The following is a 23665-nucleotide window of genomic DNA, read 5'->3' as shown; positions in this document are numbered from 1 at the left end:
CGTATTCTTCCGCGACTTTTCGGTCAATGTTATCAGAAAATAACAAGTTTCTCCTTTAATTTCTGAAGGCGGCCTCTAATAATTCTTTTGAATGAAAGACCGAATATCATTTTACGATATTTTAACAGATAGCGCCCTGAACAAAAGCTTTATTGCTTAATGTAAAAATTCATAAAGCATTTCACAAGGGCCAGTTCCCGTGAATTTGGACAATAGGTTGAACTGGTAACATTATTTTTGGAGGGATGAGGCTGTTTGTCCTGACTTCCAAGGCTCACGAAGTAAGAACCAGTTCCTGACATATCAGAATGTTTTTGAACCCTTGGGTCGGTCTCAACACATTGGAAGGGCTGGAGGGAACGATTGAGTCTTTAGCAGGTAAGGGTGTGAATTCTTCCCTTATACTGGTAGTTGTGCACTTCTGCCAAATCTTGGGAATCGTCAGTTGTGTGGAGCTGGCGAGAGGAATTGAACCTCCGACCTGCGGTTTACAAAACCGCTGCTCTACCGATTGAGCTACGCCAGCTCGGCGAATATAAGGACCATCATACCAAAGGATGAAGCATTCAACCAGCATTGAATACATAAAAATGATTTTCCAACTAGCCCCGATTTAGTTCATTTGCAGCATGACCTTTCGTATGCCACGTTGTGCGGCTTTTTCCATGGCCAGAACGCCATCCAGGAGTGGATAGCGGGCATGGATGAGCGGGTCGACACGGATGTGCTTCGTTTCTAAGAGGCGGATGGCCGGAGGGAAAGGACCACAACGAGAGCCAATTAAGGATATTTCCTGAATGACAAAATTCGCCATATTCACAGATATATTTCCATGATAGGTGGATTTGAGCACAAGTGTTCCCCTTGGCCGAATTAATTGCATGGCTGTGGAAAGCCCTTCTGGGCTTCCAGTGGCTTCCACAATCATATCTGCTCCCCGAGAAATATCAGCCGGGTGTGAGGTCACTTGGATTCCCATGTGGGTGAGCCAGGTGTTCTGGTCTGAATGGCGACCCAATAGGGTTACAGCACATCCTGATAATACAAGAACTTGGGCGCACAATACCCCTAACTTCCCATCTCCGATGACGACCACCCGGTCTGTTGGTTTGATGGAGACTAATTGTGGAATTTCACAGGCCGCGGCTAGGGGTTCGATAAAGACGGCCTGATCATCGGAAATAGAATCAGGCACGACAAAAAGGTTTTCAACAGGCAGGGTCAGAAAATCGGCAAAGGCGCCATCTCGGCCCTGGATCCCTAATGTGGTGCGATGAGGACAATGGGTGGGATGTCCCTTGGTACAGGTTTCACAATTGCGGCAGGCGGCATTGATCTCTCCGACGACCCGTTTCCCAATCAATGCTGTTTCTGGAGCCTCATCGACTATCCCAACAAATTCATGCCCCAAGATACCTTCAAAGCTCATATAACCTTTCATCAGCTGTAGATCAGTGGAGCAAATTCCGGCTTGGATGACCTTGATTCTGGCTTCCCCATGTGGTTGCGAGGGAAGGGGAAGGTCGGTGTGAAGTTGAAGCGTCTGATGAAAAACAAGTCCCCGCATACTGCTTCCCTCTGAAATAGCTTAGGTGATGGACAGATAGGAACATAACAAAAAATGCTGGCAATCTTCAGTAATTTCTATGAATATTTCAGTTAGACGAATTTTCCCGGCAGTTTGAGGAAACATCTTCCGTCTTGCCAGGAAAGGTTTCTGGCCTTTGGTCGATAACGTGAAGGTGTCTGTGTGGCTGCGAGATGCCCGTCGAATGATAGGAGAAAAATGATGATTGCCGGTATGGCCTCTGCACTTTCTGGCATTCAAGCTGGAGGAAGAATATTCAGCGTTGGCGCCCATAATATTGCCAATGCACAAACAGAAAGTTTCAAACGAATCCATGCTCTTCCCGTAGAATCGTCAGCCGGTAATGGTGTGAGAATAACTATGCAAGCAGATGAACGCCATGGTCCACAATTTCTCTCAAGTGAAGATTCGATCAGTCTTCGAGAAGGATCGAATGTCGATCTCGGGGAGGAAATTATTTCCAATTTGCAAGCGGTGAATCTCATAGAAGCCAATAGTGCCAGCCTCAGAATTCAGGACAAGGTTTTGGGCTCTCTCTTGGATATTGCCGGGTAATTCCTCCTGCCTGAATGTAACCCTTTGTCATTCGATCGAGCCAACATCCTCATTCCATTACACCTGCTTCGCTCTTTCTAAAATCTCGTGCGGTATTTTCACGTCTTCATCAATCTAAAAAGGCAGTTCTGAAGGTGTTCCGGTCCTCTCAGGGTGCTTTTTCTTCATTAAAGCAAAAGCCTTGACAAGATGGATGAGACTCTGCTCGCCGGTAGGATGTACGAGTGGCAGAAAAAACTGGGTATTTGACTTTGAACGTGGGAAAACAATTATTGTAGAATCAAACGGTTAGACGAAGTGAGGCAATCTGTCTTGGAGAATTTCTTAAGAATGCCAAGTGTTGTGAGATAGAAATTTTCCTATTCACTCCGTTTCTATTAAATTTTTTGAACAGGAGATCGGGATGATGCACATGTCATGGTTGTTTGCTGGCGCTGCCCGGCCGTTTCGAATTGCCCCTCCGTGGGGGTTTCTTGCCCTATTTTTAGGACTGGGGATGGTAGGTGGATTTTGGGGAAATGGGTGGTTTGTTCCAGCCCAGACGCAAGCGGCTATCCCGGGAGCGTTTATTGAAGGTTTTTCAGAAATTGTTGAAAAAGTGGGTCCCGCGGTTGTCAATGTGGCGGTGACTGGTGGAGGTGGACCATCCAGAGGCTTACCCCCAGGGCCGTTTGGTGGGCCTCCAGGCGGTGGTCCCGGTGGGCCTCCAGGCGGTGGTCCCGGTGGCCCTCCAGGCGGTGGTCCCGGTGGGCCTCCAGGTGGTGGTCCCGGCGGCCCTCCAGGTATGAGTGCGGGGTCCGGTGTAATTATTGATTCTCGCGGATATATCCTGACGAATAACCACGTTGTGGAAGATGCAAGCGATATCAAAGTGTCCTTTCATGATGGACGGGAGATGTCAGCAACCGTGGTGGGGACCGACCCGAAGACTGATCTAGCGGTCATTAAAGTCAAACTTGAAAATGGTCCTCTTCCTTCAGTGGCCTGGGGAGAATATGAATCCCTTCGTGTTGGAGATGTGGTTCTTGCCCTTGGGAGTCCATTCGGATTACGCAATACCGTGTCTTTGGGAATAATCAGTGCCCTTGGCCGAGGCAGTGTCGGTATTACGGAATATGAAGACTTCATTCAAACAGATGCCGCGATTAACCCTGGAAATTCCGGTGGAGCCCTGGTGAATATGAAAGGGGAGCTTATCGGGATCAACACGGCCATTTTCTCCAGGACCGGTGGTTCCGAAGGCGTGGGATTTGCAATCGCAGTCAGTATTGCGAAGGATATTGCCGCAAGCCTGATCGAAACGGGGAAGGTGGTGAGAGGATGGATGGGAGTGGCCATTCAGGAATTAACGCCAGCCTTAGCACAATCATTTCAATTACCAGAAGGTCGACAGGGCGGGGTATTAATCAGTGAAGTGCATGAAGATGGCCCTTCCGCAAAGGCCGGACTCCAACGAGGCGATGTGATCCTTGAATACGGTGGTGAAGCCGTCAAGGATGTCAATCATCTTCGTAATATTGTTGCCCGAACCAAGGTCGGAAAGAAAAAAGAAATTAAAGTTTTACGTGAGGGCAAAGAGACGGTGCTGACCTTGGAGCTGGGAGAGCGTCCCTCCGATCAAGCATTAGCCAAGAATGGGCCGGTAGAAGAAGAAAAAGCTCCGGCCATGGAAAAACTCGATAACGTGTTGTCGGGAATGACGGTCGCACCGATTAGTGGGGAAAACCGGAGTGAATTTAATATTCCGGAACCAATTAAAGGTGTGGTCGTTTCGAAAGTTGAATCAGGCAGCGCCGTGGAGGCTGCTGGTATTCAAATCGGTGATGTCATTCAAGAAGTGAGTCGCCAAAGCGTGAAAACGATTGACGACTTCAAGCAGATTGCGTCAAAAATTGCTAAGGATGAGTTGGCTGTCCTATTGGTCAACCGACGAGGCAATAATCTGTTTGTCGCTGTGAATCCTCAATAAGGGATGTGAGTTCTGAGGGGGGGCTGTGAGCCCCCCTCGGATTTTTTGGATACCGAACTAACATGGCCAAACAAAGCAAAATGGGTTCCTGGTTTGAAGAGAAAGTCTTTAAGCCATTGGAAGACAAAAAAATGCCCGTCATGGAGCATTTGCATGAGTTTCAATGGCGGCTCACACGGGCAGTCATTGTTATGGCCTGTGTCTTTGTTGGGACATTTTTTTATGCGGATACGCTAGTGTCCTGGCTACGGATTCCTCTGCAAAATTATTTCATTTTAGATTCCTGGGAATGGATGCCATCGGATTTGCCAAAAATTCCCTTTGTCTTTCTCTCCCCGGCTGAAGCCTTATGGCAAAATGTGAAGGTTGCCGGATTATGTGCCCTGGTCTTGTCGACGCCGCACTGGCTATGGGAAGTCTGGCAATTTGTTCTTCCTGGATTACATGCCCAGGAACGCCGATTTGTCGGGCCTTTCACCGCCATAAGTACTGTGGCCTTTTATTTGGGATTGACCTTTTGTTTTTTTGTTGTGTTGCCCTTCGCGTTGCATTTTTTGATTTCCTATGGGCTGGCTTCTGGATTTATTGCACAAATATCTATTGCCAATTATGTGGGTTTTATTCTCTGGTTTATGCTGGTCTTCGGCCTGATTTTTGAAGTTCCGCTCGCCTTGACCTTGATGGCTAAATTAGGGTGGGTGGATGCTCCTCTATTACGAAAATACCGGAAATGGGCATTTCTGGGCTCCTTTCTCTTCGCGGCGATTCTAACGCCCACCCCTGACCCATTTAACCAATGCATTATGGCCATCCCCATGTATTTCTTTTATGAAGTGGGGATTATCAGCGCCCAAATTTTTGGCAAGAAAAAAGCTCCGGAAAGTGAAGATGGTGTGGCATCCGCTCCGGCCTCCGGCCCACCGGCCGTTCGGCGTCCCCCATTAGCCCCACAGCCTGTGGGAGCCGGGTCTGGAGGGGATGAGGAATATGTCGATGTCCCCGACTCTGGTCCTCGGTAATATGAACGTCCGTTGGGACTTCTGATGATAATACGGGTAGCCGTAGTGGTGATCAGCAGCAAGATAGAGTCAGGCCAAAACCCTGATGAAAATCGAAAACCTTTGGAAAGGATCTTGACGAACCATCAATTGACCCTCTTATCCTATGATGTCGTGGCGGATGATCGTCAGGCCATTTCCCGTCAATTGCTGACACTTTGCGAGATTACTGCACCTCACATCATTTTGACCATTGGGGGAACGGGGGTGCGACCGACAGATTGGGCTCCGGAGGCAACCAGAGACGTGATTGAAAAAGAGATTCCCGGGATAGGAGAAGCCATGAGGGCTGAAAGTCTCAAAAAGGTCAAGACCGCTATGCTTTCACGCGGAACCGCTGGAATTAAGGGGACCACCCTGATTATTAATTTGCCGGGTAGTGTGAGAGGTGTGCAAGAAAATTTAGATATGGTGTTACCGCTTTTAGAGCATATGGTGGGGAAAACGGGAAACGTGGCCACCCAATGACATTGTGGCGCAAGGCCGAATTTTATATTATCTAAAAATATCATCGTAATGAATGTATCTGGAGGGATTTATGGCAACTGAGCTGAATATGATTCAACCATCCTCGAGTTCGAGTGGGGATGTCTGTACCTATATGTGGGCTTGTGCAATTTGTGATGAGACCGAAACCTGCCAAAAAGACCGTGAAGGACATAGTCGTTGGCTAGTCGGAAAACGCATGGAGCGTATTGATTACACCATCTTGGTGATGAGTAATAAGGGTGGGGTCGGAAAAAGTACGATGACGACCAATCTGGCTATTAGTCTGGCGCTTAAAGGGTATGAAGTGGGGATTTGCGACATGGATATTCATGGTCCCAATATTCCAAAAATGGTAGGAGCCGAAGGTCAAAAACTCAAAATCAGTACAGGCGGCGGGATTATTCCACATCAAGCCTATAATCTGAAAATTGCCTCGATGTCCTTTCTTTTGCAAAACTCGGATGACCCGATCATCTGGCGGGATGCGTATAAATTTGAATTCATCAACCAACTGTTGGGTGGAGTCGAATGGCAAGACCTCAATTTTCTTCTCATCGATCTTCCGCCAGGGACCGGGAATGAATCGGTGACAACGATTGATCTCATTGGTGATGTCACGGGCTGCGTCATTGTGTCCACCCCGCAAGAGGTGGCCTTGTTAGACTCCCGCAAATCGGTCACCTTCGCCAGAGACAGTGAAATTCCCATCATTGGCATTGTGGAGAATATGAGCGGCTTAGAGTGTCCTCACTGCCACCAATCCATTGAGTTGTTTCGAAAAGGAGGGGGCGAAGCCTCAGCCGCGGACATGGGTGTCCCCTTTCTCGGTCGCGTGCCACTGGATCCGGAGATGGTTCTTCAATGTGATCGTGGTGAGCCCTATGCGCTGTTTCATTCAGATCTTCCCACGGCTGACGCTATTCATGGGATTGCTAACAAAGTCGAGGAGTTCTGTAAGAAGAAAGATTCCCTGGTGAAGGTATCGGCCAGGCCGGCTCCCTTTAAAAAGGTCTAACCGGCACCCGGAGCAGTCTGCGAAATGTTCCCCTAACCATCTGACTATTTGATCGGACCGGCATAGGATAGTCGGATGGACAGGAATGGAATTTTTTGTGGCTACCGTCGCGATAATAAAGAAACAGATATTTTTGTGCGCTATGGCGGCGAGACTCTTGGTAGGGTGCAGGCGCTTTCAGAGAACCACTTTAACCTTCGACATGATTAGGCAGGACACATGGATCAGCTTACTTCGTTAACTTCAGCTCAACAAATCGTCCTGGATGCGGCGCATCCACTGGGCTGTGAAAAAATCGGACTCCTTGATTCCTTGGGGCGGGTCTTGGGAGAGGATATTCTTGCTCCGCGATCTAATCCGCCATGGGACAATTCGGCGATGGACGGCTTTGCGGTCCGGTGGAATGACATAAAGCAGGACTATGCCATCACGCGTATTCCCGAATTGAACATTGTAGAAGATGTCGCGGCAGGGGCAGTGGCTACCAAAACCGTCGGTCCAGGGGAAGCGATTCGGATTATGACCGGGGCCCCTATGCCGGGTGGAGCAGATACCGTTGTGCGAGTGGAATACACTGAGCCTTCCGGCACGAAGGTTCGTATCATGAAGGCAGAAGCCGGACAGGGTTCCAACATCAGGCCTAAAGGGGAAGATGTCACCGAAGGAGAGTGTATTATTCCGAAAGGGACCCAACTGCGTTCAGGAGAAATCGGCATGTTGGCCATCCTGGCAAAATCGTTTGTCCTTGTGTCTCAGCGGCCTCGAGTGGCTATCCTTTCTACCGGGGATGAGCTGGCAGATCTAGATGAATCATTTGAAGAGCATAAAATAATCAATTCCAATAGTTATGGAATTGCTGCTGCTGTTCAGGAATCAGGTGGGATACCGGTTCTCTTGGGAATTGCGAAAGACGACCCTGATTCCTTAAAAGACAAAATCCGACAGGGTCTCACCTGTGATATTTTGGTGTTATCCGGCGGGGTCTCCATGGGAGATTATGATTTTACCAAGCCTGTGTTTGCAGAACTTGGGGCAGACATGAATTTCTGGAAATTGGCGATTCGCCCAGGGCAACCTGTAGCCTTCGGGAAAATTCAAGGGAAACTCGCCTTTGGCTTGCCTGGGAACCCCGTTTCGTCCATGGTCACTTTTGATCAACTCGTGCGCCCGGCCATGTTGAAAATGGGTGGGCATCGAAAGTGGGAACGGCCGGTTGTGAAGGCACTTTTTCAAGAATCGTTCTCCAAGCATACGGATCGGAGGCATTTTCTCCGAGGCATCCTTCAGCACGAAAATGGCGTTCTCACGGTTCGGACGACCGGTGGGCAGGGCTCAGGAATACTCACCTCAATGGTGAAAGCCAATGGATTTATTGATGTGCCGGAAGAGGTCGAATCTCTTAAGCCAGGCGATTCAGTGAACGTCCAATTATTATCACGGAACTTTTAAGCAACATACGCATTATTTTCTATCATTCATGCCGCCTATTGGGAATTATTCGATCTCCTGGAAGGAAGTATAGGGTTCATCATGACACCTCCCATATTGGGTTTTGTTGGCCGTTCCAACAGTGGCAAAACGACTCTAATCGAACGGCTGATCCCGGAACTGACGCATGCGGGCTATCGAGTAGCCACCATCAAACATGCCGGGCACGGGTTTGACCTGGATACCGAAGGCAAAGACAGTTGGCGTCACAAACGTGCAGGGGCCAGTGCGGTCATCGTCTTATCCAAAGGTAGCTTGGCCATGTTTGCTGATGTCCCGGAAGAACTTCCTGTCGAGCAGATTCGGGAGCGGTTCATTCATGGAGGAATTGACTTAATTATTGCCGAAGGCTGGAAAAGCCACGGCTTCCCCAAGGTCGTCGTCGTGCGTGAGCAATTACAAGAAGTGGATGTGTCGTTGGATGGTTTGTTGGCGGTGGCCTCAATGAAACGCATCGAATGCTCGGCTCCCTGGTTTGATCGGGACGACGTCCAGGGACTGGCGGAGCTGATCATGAAACAGTTCCCCCTGCAAAGGGATTCGTAACCTCCATGGGAAAAGGCCTGACCCTCATTGCGGCCACACTCCTGGTGCTGGCCTTAGGAGGGGCCGCGGCTATCCCGCTGACTAATCAGCCGACCTTCTGTGCGAGTTGTCATACTATAAAACCCTCCTACGATTCCTGGATTCGGTCCAGTCATAAAGATGTCACCTGCGTTGATTGTCACGTGCGTCCAGGCATCTCCGGGTTTATTGAGGATAAAGTCTTTGCTGGACTAGAAGACGTCGCGATCACATTTTTGGGAACTCCGACCGAACCACACAATCTTCAATCCCATGTGACTTCTTCCGTGTGCATCAGTTGTCATCGAGCCATCTTGCGGGTGACGGAAGTTTCCGTCCGTGATCTGCCCGCCCCAGTGAAGGATGTCGGACTGATTATGAATCACCGCGAACACATGGAAGCCTTTGAGAAACGCGGAAAAGGGGAGGGGTGTACGACCTGTCACGGGCGTGTCGTCCATGGATCGCCGATAAAAGCATATCCCATTGTGATCCCGCGTGGGCATGTCAAGCTCGATGACCAGTCCCATGAACCAGATCATCCCACGGACTCTGTGCTCTGGAAAGCCAACATGGCCGATTGCCTTCGTTGTCATGATGGGGAACAACAGTACGAAGGCGAAGTGCTGAGTAATCGCTGTGAAACCTGCCACTTACCCGATAAAATCGGTGGATTTTTGTTTTAATGCCTGCCTCCGGTTCCATCACTTCCTCTGTCGTTGAAGTTCGAAACCTCACCAAACGGTTTCAAGGCTTTACGGCCGTCGATAATATTTCTTTCGACATCAAAAAAGGTGAAATACTCGGTTTGCTTGGTCCGAATGGTGCCGGCAAAACCACCACCATTCATATGTTGTTAGGGCTGATCACGCCGACGGTCGGAAACATTCACATGTTCGGGCTGGATCTGGCCACACATCGGGAAACCATTCTGCAACAGGTGAATTTTTCCTCAACCTACATTTCGATGCCGTTTTCCTTAACGGTAGAGGAAAATCTCAAGGTCATTGCTAGACTCTATGAACTCAAGCATATCCAGCACCGTATTGATGATATTGTCAAAAAATTGGAAATGGAGGACATTCGGCATCGCCTCACGAGAAAACTGTCTTCCGGCCAAATGTCCAGGCTCACCTTGGCCAAAGCTCTCATGACGGAACCCAAGGTGCTGTTTCTCGATGAACCGACAGCCAGCTTGGACCCTGATATCGTCAATAAGATTAAATCATTTTTAAAAGAATACCAACGCTCGGAAGGATTGAGTATTCTCTATACCTCGCACAACATGCGGGAGATGGAGGAAATGTCCGATCGGATCATCTTCCTGCAAAGGGGGAAAATTGTGGCGGAAGGCACCGCCCAGGAAATCATTCAACGCTACGGCCAACGAGACCTGGAAGAGGTCTTTTTAAAGTTGGCCAGGGAACAGAACGGTCCATGAGTCTCGGTCGTATCCTCGCCTTATTATCGCGTCATATGTATCTCTACAAGCGAAGCTTTGCCCGGTTGCTGGAGATCTTTTATTGGCCGTTTCTAGATCTCGTGGTGTGGGGATTTATTACGATTTATCTGGAAAAGGTCGGGATGTCGCTGCATGGCGCCGTCTCATTTTTTCTTGGAGCGCTGATCCTCTGGGATGTGTTGTTTCGCGCGCAGCAAGGCATTGCCGTCTCATTTTTAGAAGAAATGTGGGCTCGCAATCTGATGAACTTGTTTGCCAGTCCGTTAACGGTTGGAGAATATCTCGTGGCTACCATGACCATGAGTGTGCTGAAGGTCACTGCCGTGGGCGGGTTGATGATGCTGTTCGCCTGGGTATTTTATTCCTACGATATTCTCCAGATGGGACTCTCCTTGCTCCCCTTCGTTCTCAATCTGGTGATATCCGGCTGGATTATTGGCGTGCTCACCACCTCGATTATCATGCGCTTCGGACAGCAGGCAGAAGTGCTGGCCTGGGGAATGGTCTTTCTTTTTCAACCCATTTCTTGCGTATTTTACCCCATTGAGGTTCTTCCTCCAGTGCTCCAGTCGATTGCCTGGATGGTCCCTCCCGCGCATATCTTCGAAGGGATGCGTGCCGTCCTCACCACTGGAGAGTTGCCGGTAATGCATTTGTTGTGGGCCACGGGACTCAATTGTGGGTTCCTTGTGATCATCGTGGCATGGTTCTACCACACCTTCAGTATCTGCAAAGATCGCGGCATGCTTGTCCGGGTAGGGGAGTAAAAACATCAATAAGACCAAACATCCTTCCCCCATCGTTTCCCTGTTCAGGACAGGTGAAATTATGACTGGTCGTTCTTAGATCGCCCTCCTTTGGAAGAAAAGGTTGCGCCCTGTGGGACCCACCATGAATAGCGAGGGGAGGTAGGCTCTTCACTGGGCAGCGGTGGCTGACAACTGCAATGCATCACGATACGTCAGGGTCTCTACCGCACTCAGCTGTCCCTCTTCGGTAATGTTTCCCTTGCAAGGGTGAGGAAGCACAAGGTGGCTCCCGCTAGCAAGCACGGTGTACCCTCGAAAAAACTGAATAAGACAAAGACTTTAAGCTGCCATAAATAATTCAAATTTTGCACGAGAAAATATTTAAATATTGAAGTAAGGGTTTTGTTTTTGTAGAAGGTCCGTAGTGCGGGCGCGTTGGAGTGTTTGGCAGGACAGGCCTGGCGATGAATGCCGTATGCAATTCAAGAGAATCTTTGGTTCTAAATTAAGGGGCCGCTGGTTCCGTAATCAGCGTGCTGGGGATGTTGAACACATTCATTGGTTCTGATCCGAATGGTGAGCTGAGCCATGGCAGTGTCAGAGAGAATGTATGAAGCCTGCGAACGAGGCAGCAAAATCCACTTCCGTTGGTAAATCATGCGGCAAGGCCTTCTCAAGCCTATTAGGGCGCGAATTGCGGACCGTGTATTCTTGGAGGGGGACTTATTCCTTCTTCTATGGTAGTTCCATTCTCAGCGATAGACGAAAACGACCTACCAAACCTTTCGGAGTCCTGACTGAAGTCCTGCCCCTTGCCGTGTTCTCCTTCCATTTCTTTTGGTAACCGGCTTTCATCCACAAAACGTGTGCGAAAGACATTCGACAAGTGGTGGGTATTGTCTGGTTGCCGAGCGTCCTCTTGTTCGAATTCCTCGATTATTTTGGTGCCCCGTGTGGTACGTTTCCATTGCTCAAAGTCATGTTGACACTGCTCCAGATCTAATTCGCACCAGACGAAATGCTTATCATCCAGTGTGCTGAGATAGAGATCAATCTGCTCATCATTGGCCGTATGATACGAGACGCATCCACCAAGGAAAGCCAAGAAACCCACAAGCCCAAGCGTACAAATATTTCTCATTTCACCCTCGACATCTCGTCTCTATCGGTTAGATGAGATTTTCCTATACGCAAAAGCAATGCATTAAGCGAGTTGTGTGAAGATCGTGAAGTTCAGCGGTGAACCGTTTCCGTTTTTCCCCGTTTCTGACGTTGGAACGTGGTTACTCTGTCATTCCCCGTATGGTGGACAAGTCAGAAAACACGAAAATACGGGATGAGCTAGAGGCGTGCACCTGATTGGTGAGCAAGTGAGATGGACTGTGCACGGGGCAAGAGCGGAAGGCGGTTTTTGTAACAGGTCCCAGGCATTCGCTCGATGGCAGAAATTCCTGTACTCCTGGCTTTTATACTTGGACTAGCTGAACATCTCACACAGAGGCCCTGGTCGTGGCCGCTGAAGACTGATGCAGGGAACAATAAACCGAAAGTTTTTCGTTTTCCCTGGTCAAGAATGGGCTTGCTCCTGAACAAATCAAACGATGAGATGGAAGTGTCAAGGCTGCCCAAGCTCGCACGCAAAACTCAGGAACCCGAAACTGTAAAACCTTCAATCATGACCCACAAAAATTAGCGTGGTCATAAACGGCCGCTGTTTTGGTTGACGAGGTTGGATCTATTGCCGGCAGCGTTTGCATCGTGTCAAACACGTCTTTTGCCCGTTTCGCTACTTTACGAGGAAAAGTATTTTCTCCATTCGGCAACTCGTATTTGAAAGAGATCTCGGCAATCATCGGATGTGTGGCGGCTTGATCATTTTTTAAATACCAGAGTGTGAGGGAAAAGGTAGCATCCAGCTTTCCTAAGTCCATGATTGGGCCCGTATATACCTTTTCGTACACCTCCATATCCGAAACCGGCACAATCGTTTCGTCTTTGTTAACCTTGGCGGATTCCTCTTTCAGGCCGTCGCTTAAGCCTGGATATAAATTGAGCACATCCTTTATCGTATTAGGTGTTTTATTTTCTCCAAAGGGATGAGTCGTTGAATGTGAATACACACTTTTAAATGAGGGATTGCTGTCAGTATATCGATGAAGCACACCGAATTCGTCAAAAACTTGAACGATGACTTGGCCGATATCTTCTTCAAATTTTGTCTCGGCTTTATCATTTTTGGCGATCATCTCCTTGGTGGCTGCGAGATATTGGTCAGCACTCCGAAATTTTAGCGTCACTTCGCGGGTTTTTTTATTTCCTTCTTCAATTCGTACGCGTTCACGAAAAATATAGCCGTGTCGTTTCAGTAAACATGGCCGGGGAGCCGGGGTATCCCAGAACCTGACGATACGTTCCTTATCGAGGTGAAAACTTCCGTGGTATCGAGGTTTGCCATCTGAATGGAGGTCGAGCGTGGTATCAAGGATTGGTTGGAAGGACATGTTCCATAGCGTTTGAATGGCCGGTAAAGGATCGGTCCCATTAAAAATTTCCGGTTTGAGCATCAGCTTGTATTCCCGGGATGTTGGAGACGGGTCTTTGGCGTGGGCCCCTTGTATTGAAAGGGAAGTCAGAACGAGAAGGAGCACAAGCCAAACGCTTATAGTACAGGAATTTCGCATGTTCAGGACCTCCTTCATTTTTCATCTACCTGAAAGATGTTGTTTCACCCTTCAACCGCTTCAATCGATCTTCTTTTAATTCAATCCAGAGCGACTTCTCTCTCTCCACGGTGACGGATCCGGGTTTGAAGCCTTTGCCTTTTTTAACGAATTTTCGCAAGGTATAAATCACTTCCCCTTTCCCGCTCTTGCGGAAGTCACTAAACCATAAGGTCAGCGTCGCCGCATCCTTCAACGTTTCCGGAGGTACCGTGGCACCTTTTTCCAACCGAACCACTACATGAGAGCCTGGTGTCCCTCGAGCATGGAGCCACAGATCATCCGGATTGGCGACCTTCAAGGTCAGATGATCGTTGTCCTTTGCCGTTTTCCCGACTAAAATTGAGAGCCCATCGGCCGATGTATACGTCCGGTAGCCTTGGGCTGGAGCCGGTCTGCCTTTGGATGCTCGAGTGCCCGGGGAAACCGGGGGCCCTGTTGCTTTCCTGGTTGTAGGCAAAAAATCAGGATCCGCTATCCCATTTTCCAATTGAGCCAATTTCGCCTCCAATCGGGCCACCTCCTGTTGGGCCTGGTCCACACGGGGTTGGAGATGCTCCTGAGCCCCGATATATTTATGATATTTCCGAAAGTAATCTTCCATATTCCACACCGCATCTTTTGACGGGTCAAGAGGGAGCGTCAGAGTGGGCAAGGCCGGATCGTAGTAATCAACGATGGCGATAGACTCCTGTCCTCGTTTGATCTCATGGAGATGACTCTTTAAGAGTTCCCCATAGCGGGTATAGTCCCGGAACCGTTCCACTTTTTTGAAATCTTCCTGTAACGCTTGGATTTTTCTTTTCGCATGCTTCAGCGCCTTCCGAACCTGAGCGAGTTGATGTTCAAGGATAGTGTCTTTGCCTACTTCCTGTTCTTCTTCCCCATAACGGGCTTCCAATTCAGCGGATACTGGATACCACTGCCCAAATCCCTCTTTTCCTTGAGTGGAGGCTTCAGGAAGCGGCTCACCAATTTGCTCTCTTTGATGAACAACAGTTTTGTCCTGTGGGATGCGGCTAGCCATGGTTAGGGAAGGGACAGGCTCCGGCGGTCTCGGCCTTAACTGTGGGGGCGTATAGTGCTCGCCAATCTTGACCCGCGACTCCCGTAGCGACTGCAACACCAATCTCCCTTTATTCAAGACATGTACATTTGCCTGATTGCCCGTTAAGGCAATCACCAACACAGACACCTGTTCGGTTTTTATAATGGTGATAGACACAATCCGATCCTTGGGCTCCTGGCTGATCTCCACAATTCGTCCACCTTCAAGATGTGAACGCAGGAACGCACAAAAGGGTGGGGGAGCTGGCGGATTCTCAAACTTCTGAGAGGTGAGATGCAGACGGGCGAACCGTGGCTCCACGCAGACCAGTAATGAACAGGTTTGTCCTGGCGATCGGACATCGAGAGTTAATGTCAACGGTCGGGGCTGGTGAATTTTCTGGATGAACCCACCGACAAGAGCCCGGTTCAATTCCCCGACAATGGACTCACATTCAGGAAGGGAAAGTGCCATAGCTACGTTGTGTCGGCTGGAAGAAGAGGGTGGAAAAAAGAAATGAATATTTCAATTTCTTCGGGAACATGCCAGACAACGGTTCTGCCAGTTGCAAAGAATGATAGGGAGTTATGAACGGGTATTGGATCAAGTTGAGATACCATCCCTTATTCTGGATTCTGGCCAACCAGATAGGCAATCCATGACGGGTCGGAATCACCGTTCTCCACGCGATGATAGGTGCCTGTTCCTTCATTCGCTTCTGCATTGAGGCCTTCCCAGAGAAAGTGCACGTCTTCAAAGCCGGCCTCTTTCATGAGTTCAGTGACTTCGGGAATCGTCCACAAGCGCCAATTATAGACAAAGGCATTGCGAAGCTCACTGCCATCGCGAAAGAAGAAATGAATCCGGGTTGTACAGAAATACGTGGAGGGGTCAAAGACATCCTGATCCCAAACAAAGATAAAATCGCCAATGCCGTCATCAGCGGGATTGTCAATGTCTCGATGCTCCTCTTGCTCCACCTGTGTTTCGCTGCCGCCCCAGATATCCAGCACAAACAACCCGCCGGGCTGAAGCGACCGTCTGGCATTCCTGAAGTATTGTAAAAGGGTCGGGCGCTCACGGAACACCATATAACTAAAATTCATGGCGACGGTGAGTTGCGAGAGGGGGTGTTGGACGTTCAAGACATTGTCATTCACGAGGGAGAGCCGCTGCTGTTGCTCAGGAGTCAGATGCGAAACGTTGTGTTTGATACCCCAATTCAGCGTAGGCCAATCCAGGTCGATGCCCAAGGCATGATTGTCGGGATGCCGGGTCACGAAATGGGAGGATAAAAAGGCGGTTCCGCAGAAATCCTCCCGAAAGTGCCGAAGGGGAGTATTGGTATAGCTCTCGAAATATTCGGTGAGGAACGGCATATCAAGTTCAGGGCTTTGCACGCTCTTTTGGTAAAGAAGATGGGGATCGGCTAATTGAGCCATTGAAACTGATTGGGGAGATTCATCTTCAGGAGAAGTCATGGAAACCTCGTTTCTATTATCGGAGTGAACTCATTTTACGATTTCGCCAAACAGTCGGGTGGGGTATTATTGAAATAAGGAAACCCTCAATCCCTTGCTTGTTGTGCTTTGCAATCTTACGGGAATGCGGTGGTCTCTTTCCAGGGATATGGGCCGGGAAGAGTTGAATCTCTTCATACTCACTCCATACTCGACCTTTTCCGCTCTATTAAAAGTATTGCTTCCGGAGTGAGGAAAGGAGAAACGGAAATTTGAAAATCACTTGTTCCGGTTGAATACGCTCGACTCCAATTTCATGGTTCCCTGCTACATTTGGTTCGTTGGTTTCACACAATTTCGAAAAGGAAAGTTTTCATGGATATTACATCGTTAGCCATTATTGCGAGCGGGGTTTTTGTGGGCATAGGTGCTTCCTTCACTGGGCTTGGCGGCGGATTCTTGATGGTTCCCCTCCTCCTTTTTCTAGGCTTCACGGCACAAAAAGCTGTTGGCACCTCCTTTGTCGGGATCCTGGTTATTGCGATCTCGGCTTTGTTTGCCCACGATAGGCTGGCTCATGTGGATTACAAATATGGCCTTTTGCTCGGCCTGGGGGGAATTATCGGAGCACAAATCGGTGCGCGCTTTGTTGACGGTGTTTCCACTGATATGTTCAGGAAAATCTTTGCCCTCATTCTCATCGGCCTGGCGATATATCTGTTTGTAAAAAAGTAAGTGCAGGCGGAGCCACCAACAAATGAGCCGCAGGTATCAATACTGAGCCTCGTCAGTTTTCGTTACCGAATATCTGGTGAAGGGTAAATTCACTTTTCCTTGGAATGAGATGTGTCACAAGGGGATCTTGCCAATTCACCATATTTAATAGTAACTATTGTGGGCATGGTTTCTCTTGGGCTACATCCTAGATTTTAGCCCGCATGGCCGCTTTTATCCTTTCATGATGAGTTTTGTGTTTCTTGGGACTCGACACCGTCCGTCGTGATACGTTTCCCATGATAGGTTTCGGAGTAGCCTCGGAACAGACGTAAACTTTTAGCGGTCGACTGACGGTGCCCAAGAACAATTTTAGACCCGTATGGCATCGATGCTTCCGGAAGAATTTCAATGATTGAGCAGTTTTTTCTGCAGTCTCTTTTGTTACTTGGAACGGGCGTGGTCGTTGTGGTTGTATTCCACAGACTCCATATCCCTTCCCCACTTGCATACCTGCTCGTTGGCGTGTTGCTGGGTTCCTACACCCCCGGACCGGTGATCGAAGCCCAGCCCATTCGGGCACTGGCAGAATTCGGTATCGTCTTCTTATTGTTTACCATCGGCCTGAACTTCTCGATGCCGCAGATCCATGCCTTGCGTCATCAGCTATTGGGTCTTGGCACGGGGCAGGTCCTGCTCACCACGATCGCAGTGGGCCTCCTGGCTTGGCTCGTGGGGATGCCCATTGCGGCGGCCTTCGTGGTGGGAGCGGTCTTCGCTCAGTCCTCCACGACCATTATCAGCAAGCAACTTACCGATCAGGGAGAGGAGCATAGCCGGCATGGACGGTTGGGGATTGCCATGTCCGTCTTCCAGGATGTCACAGCCGTCCCTTTCGTGGTCGTCATCCCTGTACTCGCTATGGCGAATACGGAGGTCGCGGTTCTGGCAAGTTCGCTCGGAATGGCGTTTGCAAAGGCGGCCCTGGCGTTCGGACTGGTCTTTCTGGCCGGCCGATGGGTGATGCGCCCCTTGTTTTATCTGGTTGCGGAACTCCGTTCGACGGAAGTATTCACCCTGACCGTGCTGTTTGTGTCATTGGTCTCGGCATGGACCACGAGTAGCCTTGGCCTGTCTATGGCGTTCGGTGCATTCCTGGCAGGCATGATGCTAGGAGAGACCGAATTCCGACATCAGGTGGAATCCACAATTCGTCCATTTCGCGATGTGTTGCTTGGTCTATTCTTCATCGGGATCGGTATGTTGGTCGACCCGTCGTCCATCCCTGAAATTTGGCATTTGGCATTGGCGGGAGCCGCAGTCTTGTTGCTCATCAAGACCTTACTCGTGGCGCTGATGGTACGCATTGCCGGAATGGATGCGATGACGGCCTGGCGTACCGGTTGGCTGCTGGCGGTGGGAGGTGAGTTCGGGTTCGCTTTGCTTTCTATCGCGTTGGACGTAGGTGTGATCCAACCAAAAATGGGTCAGATTGTGCTGACCTCTGTATTATTTTCTATGATTGTGGCTCCATTTCTCATCCGGTACAACCAGGTGCTTGCCCGCTGGTGTGCACCTCGTCCGGCCCGTGAGGGAAAGGATTCCGTTCCCCAAGTCAGCATCGAAACCGTTGGGCATCTTCGCGATCATGTCATCATTTGCGGGTACGGGCGCATCGGTCAGAGTGTGGCCCACCTTCTGGAAGAAGAAAAAATTCCTTATTTGGCATTGGATCTGGATCCCTCCAGAGTAAAGGACGCGAATATCGCCGGCGAGGGAGTTTTTTACGGGGATGCGTCCGAACGCACCATTCTGGAAGGCGTTGGTGTCGGCACGGCCAGGCTGGTCGTGATCGGCCACGCAGATGTGGCCTCTGCTCATAAAACCCTGCATCACCTTCGGACCCTGCGTCCAGATCTTCCGATCATGGTACGCACCCGCGATGAAACCCACGTTGATGAACTGCGTGCGGCTGGCGCAACAGAGGTGGTGCCGGAGACACTGGAAGCAGGCCTCATGATCGCCGCACATGCCCTGGTGTTGCTGAATGTGCCCATATCCCGTATAGCACGCCGTATGCGGGAACAGCGAAATGGGCGTTATCATTTATTACGTGAGTTTTTTCTAGGCGATAGCCTTTTGGCCTACACGCGACAGGAACATAACGTCGACCGCCTTCGCCCGGTGGTTCTACCCCCGGACAGTTCGATTGTGGGACATTCCTTACATGAATTGAATCTCAATGGGGTTGCGATTGCCGCTATGGTGAGGGAAGGGCAACGGCAGCTCATGCCCTCAGGTGAGACCAGGCTGGAGGCAGGGGATGTTCTTGTGTTATTCGGCTCGCCTGATGACCTTCAGCGCGCCGAGCGTGCCTTGTTCGGATAAGGTGGGGACCAGCCTCGCGGGGTTATGAATCGAATTCGTCATGGAAGCCCTACATTTTCCGTAGTGGATGAATGCCGACCGTCACTCCACGCGTCACACAAAAATCTGTTTAGAACATCTTTTGAGCTTTCTGGCCATTTTTTTGACAAACAGCGACATTTTCAGCATATTGCTAATGGTACTTCATCGGACTAATAGACGTTTATTGTTGTGAGGTATTCTTATGGCAACATGGCTTATTCCGGCACTTAAAGCCGTTCTTCCACATATCGGGACAATCATTTCGGCCACTGCACCAGCGTTTACCAAGAAAGGCTCTGCCCCTCCCACAGATCAGACACATCTGTTGCAGCAACAAATTAGCGAATTACAAACAGCCGCCTCCCAAAACGCCACCCATGTCAAGGAACTTGCTGAACAATTGCAAAGTACGGTTGCGGCCATTGAACAGGCCGCCTCAGTGGCCACATCTAATCAACACCGCGCCTTGCAACTCAGTCTTGCGGCGATCGCTCTATCCGCCATCTCCCTCTGTGCCGTCCTCTTGCATGTTCTCTTCCTCTAAGGCTGAACCAGTCCATCAAAAGTATCGGTCATGCCACCAAATGGTGAACGAGTGAGGAGAGATTCGATAATTTTTGATACCCGCATGCGCTTTGGTAACATATGAGCATAAATAAGATAATTCCTCCATTTCACAAAAAAGGAGATAGAGCTCTGAAAAAGATCCATATTGTCATATTGATAAGTCTGGTATTGATGGGAAATTTGCCGGCAGAAGCTGAATTCATAAATGAACCAATCCGGATGGAGCATTTTCCTCCCTATTATTATCCCCATGAAGCTGTGGTCTGGGCCGGTGTTCCCATTCAGTGGATGAATGCCACCGCGTCTCCTCATACCGTCCAACATGATGATTGTGGAACAGAGAAACCGTGTCTGTTTGATTCAGGGAAGGTCGCACAGGGGAAGACATACACTCTTCCAGGGCTACCCCCTGGCCGCTATTCTTACCATTGCCAAATCCATCCGATTATGGGCGGAACGTTAATCGTAGAGGATCCGAAAGGCAGAGATGCTCCTCCACAATAGAATTGCACTCTCCTTCTAGTTTGCGACAATTATTTTTTGCGTTAAAAAAGATTGACGATTCATTTTAACCCAGGAGTCAACATGCCGGATGCAACCTGGATTGATGTCGGTGGTGTGGAAGATTTAAAGCATCAGCCTGTGCAGCAAGTGCTGATCGGGCGAACCCCTGTGGCTTTAACCTACCGCAATGAGCAGTTCGGAGCGATCAATGGCGCGTGCAACCATGTGGGCGGGCCATTGGGTGAAGGAACCTTAGATGGGGAATACGTGGTCTGCCCCTGGCATTATTGGAAGTTTCATTATCAAACGGGCAAAGGGGAACCCGGGCATGAAGAAGACGCGGTGCCGGCCTATGAGGTGAAAGTAGAGGAGGGGCGAGTCTTGATTCGGTCCACGGCGATTTCGAAACGAACTCGTCAAGCACATGAACCCCATCCGCTTGCTCGAACTCCCCACAGAGAGGAAGGTCCGATTCGGGTTCTCGGGCTTTCCACGACCGTTATGACGCCCGATCATCCTCGCTACAGTACCTCAGAAGATTTGCTTGAAATCGGGCTGAAGCATGCCTCGGACAATCTAGAATGTGAAACCCGCTTGTTGCGTCTTCGGGATCTGTCCTTTCGCCCTTGTGAGGGTTTTTATTCCAAATCATCACGGGCCTGCACCTGGCCCTGTTCGATTACGCAGATGGATCCACAAGATGAGATGGACCAGGTCTACGAGGGACTGGTGCATTGGGCTGATGTATTGGTATTGGCCACTCCCATTCGTTGGGGGGCTGCAAGCAGCCTTTATTTCAAGATGGTTGAGCGGATGAACTGCATACAGAATCAAGAAACGATTTCAGATAAACATTTGCTTCATCATAAAGTGGGCGGGTTTATCATTACGGGTGGGCAGGACAATATTCAGGCTGTGGCTGGGCAACTACTGGGGTTTTTCGCCGAAATCGGTGTGCAGTTCCCGCAGTTTCCCTATATTGCCCATTCCCGAGGATGGAGTGCGGAGGACATGCAAAATAATATGCGGTACGTGCAGAAGTCCCAATCTCTCCGGGAAGGCGCGACCGCCCTGGTAGAACGCTGTGTTCAAATGGCCAGGCTGATGGTGCACGGAAGTTTAGGCGAATCCCGAACGGCGAGAGGAGGGCGAAAAGCCCACGAACTGGACACCAGGGCTCAGTTGCAAGGCTCTAGGGACTCACAAAATCCCTCAGGGGATTCTCAGGATTAAATTCATGAGAGGGAAGGATGGCGCACAAAAAGATGATTGCGGTGGTGGGGGCGACGGGCGCTTAAGGTGGAGGATTAGTTCGAACCATTCTTAACGATCCGGCTGGTGGTTTTGGGGTACGTGCCTTAACTCGTGACGTGAACTCGGATCATGCCCAGGATTTGGTCAAACTCCGAGCGGAACTGGTGCTAGCGGATGTGGATGATCCCGAAAGCCTTCAACGTGCCTTTCAAGGGGCGCACGGTGCCTTTTGTGGCACATTTTTCCGGGCACACTTTTCACCTGAAAAGGAATTGGACGAGGTAAAAGCCATGGCGATGGCAGCCCAACAGGCCGGTGTGCAACATGTGATCTGGTCAACGCTTGAAGATACGCGTCAATGGGTGCCTCTCAGTGATACCCGAATGCCAACGTTAATGGGGAAATATAACGTGCCACACTTCGATGCCAAGGGAGAGGCCAGTGCTCTCTTCACCGAACGAGAGCTTTCCTCCACGTTTTTATTAAAGAGGGGGTCCCGGAAAATTTGACACCGCCTTAAGTGGATAAGTAGACCTGTTTCAATCATCTGCATTTCATAGACAGGAGCTTATCATGAGTAGACGAATCAGACGGAATCACAACCCAGTGTTCAAGGCGAAGGTGGCGGTGGCGGCCCTGAAGGGCGATTTCACCACTGCTGAGTTAGCGAAGAAATTTGATGTCCACCCCAACCAGATTGCTCAATGGAAAGCCCAGCTGCTGGAACAGGCCCCCGGCGCCTTCGATGAGAAGTGGCGCGAGACGTGTTGATGTGAAAACACTTCATGCAAAGATCGGGCAGCTGACGCTGGAGAATGATTTTTTAGAAGGCGCGCTCGGCAAGGCCGGACGGTTGAGCGCAAAACCATGATTGACCGGAAGCATGCCTTACCCATCTCGCAGCAAGCCAAGGCACTCCGATTGTCTCGAGGCTCTCTCTACTATAAACCAGCACCAGTCAGGGAGCATGAACTGGGAGTGATGCATCGTCTGGATCAACTGCATGTGGCCCACCCATTCGCTGGATCGCGGATGCTGAGAGATCTTCTGCGATTGGAGGGCTATTGCGCTGGACGGAAACACGTCAGAACCCTGATGAAACGGATGGGCATCGAGGCGCTCTATTGCCAGCCTAGGACGACGCAGGCGCATCGTGGCCACACCGTGTATCCGTACTTACTCAGGAATCTGTCCATTACGCACTCCAATCAGGTGTGGGCCTCGGATGTCAGCTACATCCCAATGGCTCATGGATTTGTCTATCTGACCGTGATCCTCGACTGGTATATTCGCCGCGTGCTGGCATGGCGCGTGTCGGTGACAATGGATGTGGAATTTATCATGGATGCCGTGGAAGAGGCGCTTGAGACATATGGTTGTCCAGCCATCATGAACACCGATCAAGGCAGTCAATATACCCGTGCGCGATTCATTCAAGCGCTTCAAGATCAAGGCATTCAAGTGAGCATGGACGGCAAAGGCGCGTGGCGTGACAATATTTTTGTTGAACGATTATGGCGATCCGTCAAGTATGAGGATATTTACCTGCACCCCTATGAGACCCCGAACGAGGTCAAGCAAGGGCTGAAACGGTATTTTGCATTCTACAATTCCAGGCGCCCACATCAGGTACATACTGGACTGACCCCAGACACCGCGTATTTCACCCGGTTGCCAGTGGCTGAGGTCGCATAATTTATGGGGATGCGTATCCACTTAAGAATGGGGTTCGAGTGTGCAGAGAAAGGGAACCACCTCTTAACGTCATTTTATTGGGATAACTTTTTCACTTCGGGATGGGGCCAAAGCCAGGCGCTGACGGGAAACTCGCCTTTACCTTACCCATGGGTGACAAAAAACTTCCCGGCATTGCCGCAGAGGATATCGGCAGGTGTGCCTATGGCATTTTTAAGAGGGGCAGGGAATATATCGGCAAAACGGTCGGTGTGGCAGGGGAACACTTGACGGGAAAAGAAATGGCCCCGACTTTCACTCAGGCTTTAGGGCAAGAAAGTCACTACCATGATGTATTTCCGGAATTATATTGAAGCT

General features: G+C 49.9%; 21 protein-coding genes, 1 tRNA gene and 2 pseudogenes. 18 read left to right on the top strand and 6 right to left on the bottom strand.

The genetic code is table 11. The features are described from left to right. Positions 1-450: 450 nt before the first annotated feature. Both AAH187_RS01880 and AAH187_RS01875 read right to left on the bottom strand, forming a co-directional pair. Positions 451-526: transfer RNA gene (locus tag AAH187_RS01880), tRNA-Thr, on the bottom strand. An 87-nt stretch (positions 527-613) separates the two neighbouring features. Further along, positions 614-1567, bottom strand: a complete 954-nt coding sequence (locus AAH187_RS01875; protein ID WP_342346728.1) for an alcohol dehydrogenase catalytic domain-containing protein — start codon at positions 1565-1567, stop codon at positions 614-616. A 219-nt stretch (positions 1568-1786) separates the two neighbouring features. Here AAH187_RS01875 and AAH187_RS01870 point away from each other — a divergent pair, with 219 nt between their 5' ends. The 10 genes from AAH187_RS01870 (at position 1787) to AAH187_RS01825 (ending at position 10955) form a co-directional block, all read left to right on the top strand. Beyond that, complete coding sequence (locus AAH187_RS01870; protein WP_342346727.1) at positions 1787-2143, top strand: hypothetical protein; 357 nt, start codon at positions 1787-1789, stop codon at positions 2141-2143. 403 nt (positions 2144-2546) lie between these two features. Further along, positions 2547-4112: a Do family serine endopeptidase gene (locus tag AAH187_RS01865; protein WP_342346726.1), complete on the top strand. Its 1566-nt coding sequence runs from the start codon at positions 2547-2549 to the stop codon at positions 4110-4112. A gap of 62 nt (positions 4113-4174) precedes the next feature. Beyond that, entirely contained in the window at positions 4175-5131 is a 957-nt protein-coding gene (gene tatC, locus AAH187_RS01860; RefSeq protein WP_342346725.1) for a twin-arginine translocase subunit TatC, read from the top strand. A 24-nt stretch (positions 5132-5155) separates the two neighbouring features. Next, the gene (locus AAH187_RS01855; protein WP_342346724.1) at positions 5156-5638 is read left to right on the top strand and encodes a MogA/MoaB family molybdenum cofactor biosynthesis protein; all 483 of its coding nucleotides are present in this window, start codon (positions 5156-5158) and stop codon (positions 5636-5638) included. 70 nt (positions 5639-5708) lie between these two features. After that, on the top strand, positions 5709-6674 hold the full coding sequence (locus tag AAH187_RS01850) for an Mrp/NBP35 family ATP-binding protein (RefSeq protein ID WP_342346723.1): 966 nt from the start codon (positions 5709-5711) through the stop codon (positions 6672-6674). A gap of 219 nt (positions 6675-6893) precedes the next feature. Then, positions 6894-8123 carry a gephyrin-like molybdotransferase Glp gene (gene glp / locus AAH187_RS01845; protein WP_342346722.1) on the top strand — a complete coding sequence of 410 codons (1230 nt, stop codon included), beginning with the start codon at positions 6894-6896 and terminating at the stop codon, positions 8121-8123. An 81-nt stretch (positions 8124-8204) separates the two neighbouring features. Then, positions 8205-8708 carry a molybdopterin-guanine dinucleotide biosynthesis protein B gene (gene mobB / locus AAH187_RS01840; protein WP_342346721.1) on the top strand — a complete coding sequence of 168 codons (504 nt, stop codon included), beginning with the start codon at positions 8205-8207 and terminating at the stop codon, positions 8706-8708. 5 nt (positions 8709-8713) lie between these two features. Beyond that, the gene (locus AAH187_RS01835) at positions 8714-9412 is read left to right on the top strand and encodes a NapC/NirT family cytochrome c (protein WP_342346720.1); all 699 of its coding nucleotides are present in this window, start codon (positions 8714-8716) and stop codon (positions 9410-9412) included. Further along, positions 9412-10167 (top strand): ABC transporter ATP-binding protein, encoded by a 756-nt coding sequence (locus tag AAH187_RS01830; RefSeq protein WP_342346719.1) that lies wholly within the window; start codon positions 9412-9414, stop codon positions 10165-10167. Before AAH187_RS01835 ends, AAH187_RS01830 begins: the two co-directional genes overlap by 1 nt. Next, entirely contained in the window at positions 10164-10955 is a 792-nt protein-coding gene (locus AAH187_RS01825) for an ABC transporter permease (protein WP_342346718.1), read from the top strand. The genes AAH187_RS01830 and AAH187_RS01825 overlap by 4 nt, the downstream gene beginning before the upstream one ends. 664 nt (positions 10956-11619) lie before the next feature. Here AAH187_RS01825 and AAH187_RS01820 read toward each other — a convergent pair. The 4 genes from AAH187_RS01820 to AAH187_RS01805 all read right to left on the bottom strand — a co-directional run bounded on the left by AAH187_RS01820 (position 11620) and on the right by AAH187_RS01805 (position 16186). Further along, the gene (locus AAH187_RS01820; protein WP_342346717.1) at positions 11620-12078 is read right to left on the bottom strand and encodes a hypothetical protein; all 459 of its coding nucleotides are present in this window, start codon (positions 12076-12078) and stop codon (positions 11620-11622) included. A 532-nt stretch (positions 12079-12610) separates the two neighbouring features. Next, positions 12611-13618 (bottom strand): hypothetical protein, encoded by a 1008-nt coding sequence (locus AAH187_RS01815; RefSeq protein ID WP_342346716.1) that lies wholly within the window; start codon positions 13616-13618, stop codon positions 12611-12613. A gap of 25 nt (positions 13619-13643) precedes the next feature. After that, entirely contained in the window at positions 13644-15179 is a 1536-nt protein-coding gene (locus tag AAH187_RS01810) for an NFACT family protein (protein WP_342346715.1), read from the bottom strand. Between the two features lie 149 nt (positions 15180-15328). Further along, on the bottom strand, positions 15329-16186 hold the full coding sequence (locus tag AAH187_RS01805; RefSeq protein WP_342346714.1) for a class I SAM-dependent methyltransferase: 858 nt from the start codon (positions 16184-16186) through the stop codon (positions 15329-15331). Between the two features lie 354 nt (positions 16187-16540). On the opposite strand from AAH187_RS01805, the gene AAH187_RS01800 reads away from it, so the two are divergent. From AAH187_RS01800 to AAH187_RS01765, 8 genes and pseudogenes are all read left to right on the top strand, one after another. Next, positions 16541-16900 carry a sulfite exporter TauE/SafE family protein gene (locus AAH187_RS01800; protein WP_342346713.1) on the top strand — a complete coding sequence of 120 codons (360 nt, stop codon included), beginning with the start codon at positions 16541-16543 and terminating at the stop codon, positions 16898-16900. Between the two features lie 390 nt (positions 16901-17290). Beyond that, positions 17291-19267 (top strand): cation:proton antiporter, encoded by a 1977-nt coding sequence (locus AAH187_RS01795; RefSeq protein WP_342346712.1) that lies wholly within the window; start codon positions 17291-17293, stop codon positions 19265-19267. Positions 19268-19490: 223 nt separating this feature from the next. Next, positions 19491-19832, top strand: a complete 342-nt coding sequence (locus AAH187_RS01790) for a hypothetical protein (protein WP_342346711.1) — start codon at positions 19491-19493, stop codon at positions 19830-19832. 242 nt (positions 19833-20074) lie between these two features. Beyond that, positions 20075-20359 (top strand): cupredoxin domain-containing protein, encoded by a 285-nt coding sequence (locus AAH187_RS01785; protein WP_342346710.1) that lies wholly within the window; start codon positions 20075-20077, stop codon positions 20357-20359. An 81-nt stretch (positions 20360-20440) separates the two neighbouring features. Further along, positions 20441-21592 (top strand): Rieske 2Fe-2S domain-containing protein, encoded by a 1152-nt coding sequence (locus AAH187_RS01780; RefSeq protein ID WP_342346709.1) that lies wholly within the window; start codon positions 20441-20443, stop codon positions 21590-21592. Positions 21593-21669: 77 nt separating this feature from the next. Beyond that, positions 21670-22122: pseudogene (locus AAH187_RS01775) on the top strand (NmrA family NAD(P)-binding protein); the annotation flags it as partial. Positions 22123-22186: 64 nt separating this feature from the next. Beyond that, positions 22187-23308, top strand: a pseudogene (locus AAH187_RS01770) (IS3 family transposase). Positions 23309-23409: 101 nt separating this feature from the next. After that, positions 23410-23661, top strand: a complete 252-nt coding sequence (locus tag AAH187_RS01765) for an NmrA family NAD(P)-binding protein (protein WP_342346708.1) — start codon at positions 23410-23412, stop codon at positions 23659-23661. Positions 23662-23665: the final 4 nt, after the last annotated feature.

This window comes from uncultured Nitrospira sp. (assembly GCA_902500695.1).
In the GTDB taxonomy this organism is placed as follows: Bacteria; Nitrospirota; Nitrospiria; order Nitrospirales; family UBA8639; genus Nitrospira_E.
Note: the sequence above shows the minus strand (reverse complement) of the source record. Positions and strands in the feature narration are given on the sequence as shown.

What these genes read in the sequence shown, in the direction of transcription:
- AAH187_RS01875 (WP_342346728.1), bottom strand. Translation starts at nt 1,567, where the DNA reads ATGCGGGGACTTGTTTTTCATCAGACGCTTCAACTTCACACCGACCTT.
- AAH187_RS01870 (WP_342346727.1), top strand. Translation starts at nt 1,787, where the DNA reads ATGATGATTGCCGGTATGGCCTCTGCACTTTCTGGCATTCAAGCTGGA.
- AAH187_RS01865 (WP_342346726.1), top strand. Translation starts at nt 2,547, where the DNA reads ATGATGCACATGTCATGGTTGTTTGCTGGCGCTGCCCGGCCGTTTCGA.
- tatC (WP_342346725.1), top strand. Translation starts at nt 4,175, where the DNA reads ATGGCCAAACAAAGCAAAATGGGTTCCTGGTTTGAAGAGAAAGTCTTT.
- AAH187_RS01855 (WP_342346724.1), top strand. Translation starts at nt 5,156, where the DNA reads ATGATAATACGGGTAGCCGTAGTGGTGATCAGCAGCAAGATAGAGTCA.
- AAH187_RS01850 (WP_342346723.1), top strand. Translation starts at nt 5,709, where the DNA reads ATGGCAACTGAGCTGAATATGATTCAACCATCCTCGAGTTCGAGTGGG.
- glp (WP_342346722.1), top strand. Translation starts at nt 6,894, where the DNA reads ATGGATCAGCTTACTTCGTTAACTTCAGCTCAACAAATCGTCCTGGAT.
- mobB (WP_342346721.1), top strand. Translation starts at nt 8,205, where the DNA reads ATGACACCTCCCATATTGGGTTTTGTTGGCCGTTCCAACAGTGGCAAA.
- AAH187_RS01835 (WP_342346720.1), top strand. Translation starts at nt 8,714, where the DNA reads ATGGGAAAAGGCCTGACCCTCATTGCGGCCACACTCCTGGTGCTGGCC.
- AAH187_RS01830 (WP_342346719.1), top strand. Translation starts at nt 9,412, where the DNA reads ATGCCTGCCTCCGGTTCCATCACTTCCTCTGTCGTTGAAGTTCGAAAC.
- AAH187_RS01825 (WP_342346718.1), top strand. Translation starts at nt 10,164, where the DNA reads ATGAGTCTCGGTCGTATCCTCGCCTTATTATCGCGTCATATGTATCTC.
- AAH187_RS01820 (WP_342346717.1), bottom strand. Translation starts at nt 12,078, where the DNA reads ATGAGAAATATTTGTACGCTTGGGCTTGTGGGTTTCTTGGCTTTCCTT.
- AAH187_RS01815 (WP_342346716.1), bottom strand. Translation starts at nt 13,618, where the DNA reads ATGCGAAATTCCTGTACTATAAGCGTTTGGCTTGTGCTCCTTCTCGTT.
- AAH187_RS01810 (WP_342346715.1), bottom strand. Translation starts at nt 15,179, where the DNA reads ATGGCACTTTCCCTTCCTGAATGTGAGTCCATTGTCGGGGAATTGAAC.
- AAH187_RS01805 (WP_342346714.1), bottom strand. Translation starts at nt 16,186, where the DNA reads ATGACTTCTCCTGAAGATGAATCTCCCCAATCAGTTTCAATGGCTCAA.
- AAH187_RS01800 (WP_342346713.1), top strand. Translation starts at nt 16,541, where the DNA reads ATGGATATTACATCGTTAGCCATTATTGCGAGCGGGGTTTTTGTGGGC.
- AAH187_RS01795 (WP_342346712.1), top strand. Translation starts at nt 17,291, where the DNA reads ATGATTGAGCAGTTTTTTCTGCAGTCTCTTTTGTTACTTGGAACGGGC.
- AAH187_RS01790 (WP_342346711.1), top strand. Translation starts at nt 19,491, where the DNA reads ATGGCAACATGGCTTATTCCGGCACTTAAAGCCGTTCTTCCACATATC.
- AAH187_RS01785 (WP_342346710.1), top strand. Translation starts at nt 20,075, where the DNA reads ATGGAGCATTTTCCTCCCTATTATTATCCCCATGAAGCTGTGGTCTGG.
- AAH187_RS01780 (WP_342346709.1), top strand. Translation starts at nt 20,441, where the DNA reads ATGCCGGATGCAACCTGGATTGATGTCGGTGGTGTGGAAGATTTAAAG.
- AAH187_RS01765 (WP_342346708.1), top strand. Translation starts at nt 23,410, where the DNA reads ATGGGGCCAAAGCCAGGCGCTGACGGGAAACTCGCCTTTACCTTACCC.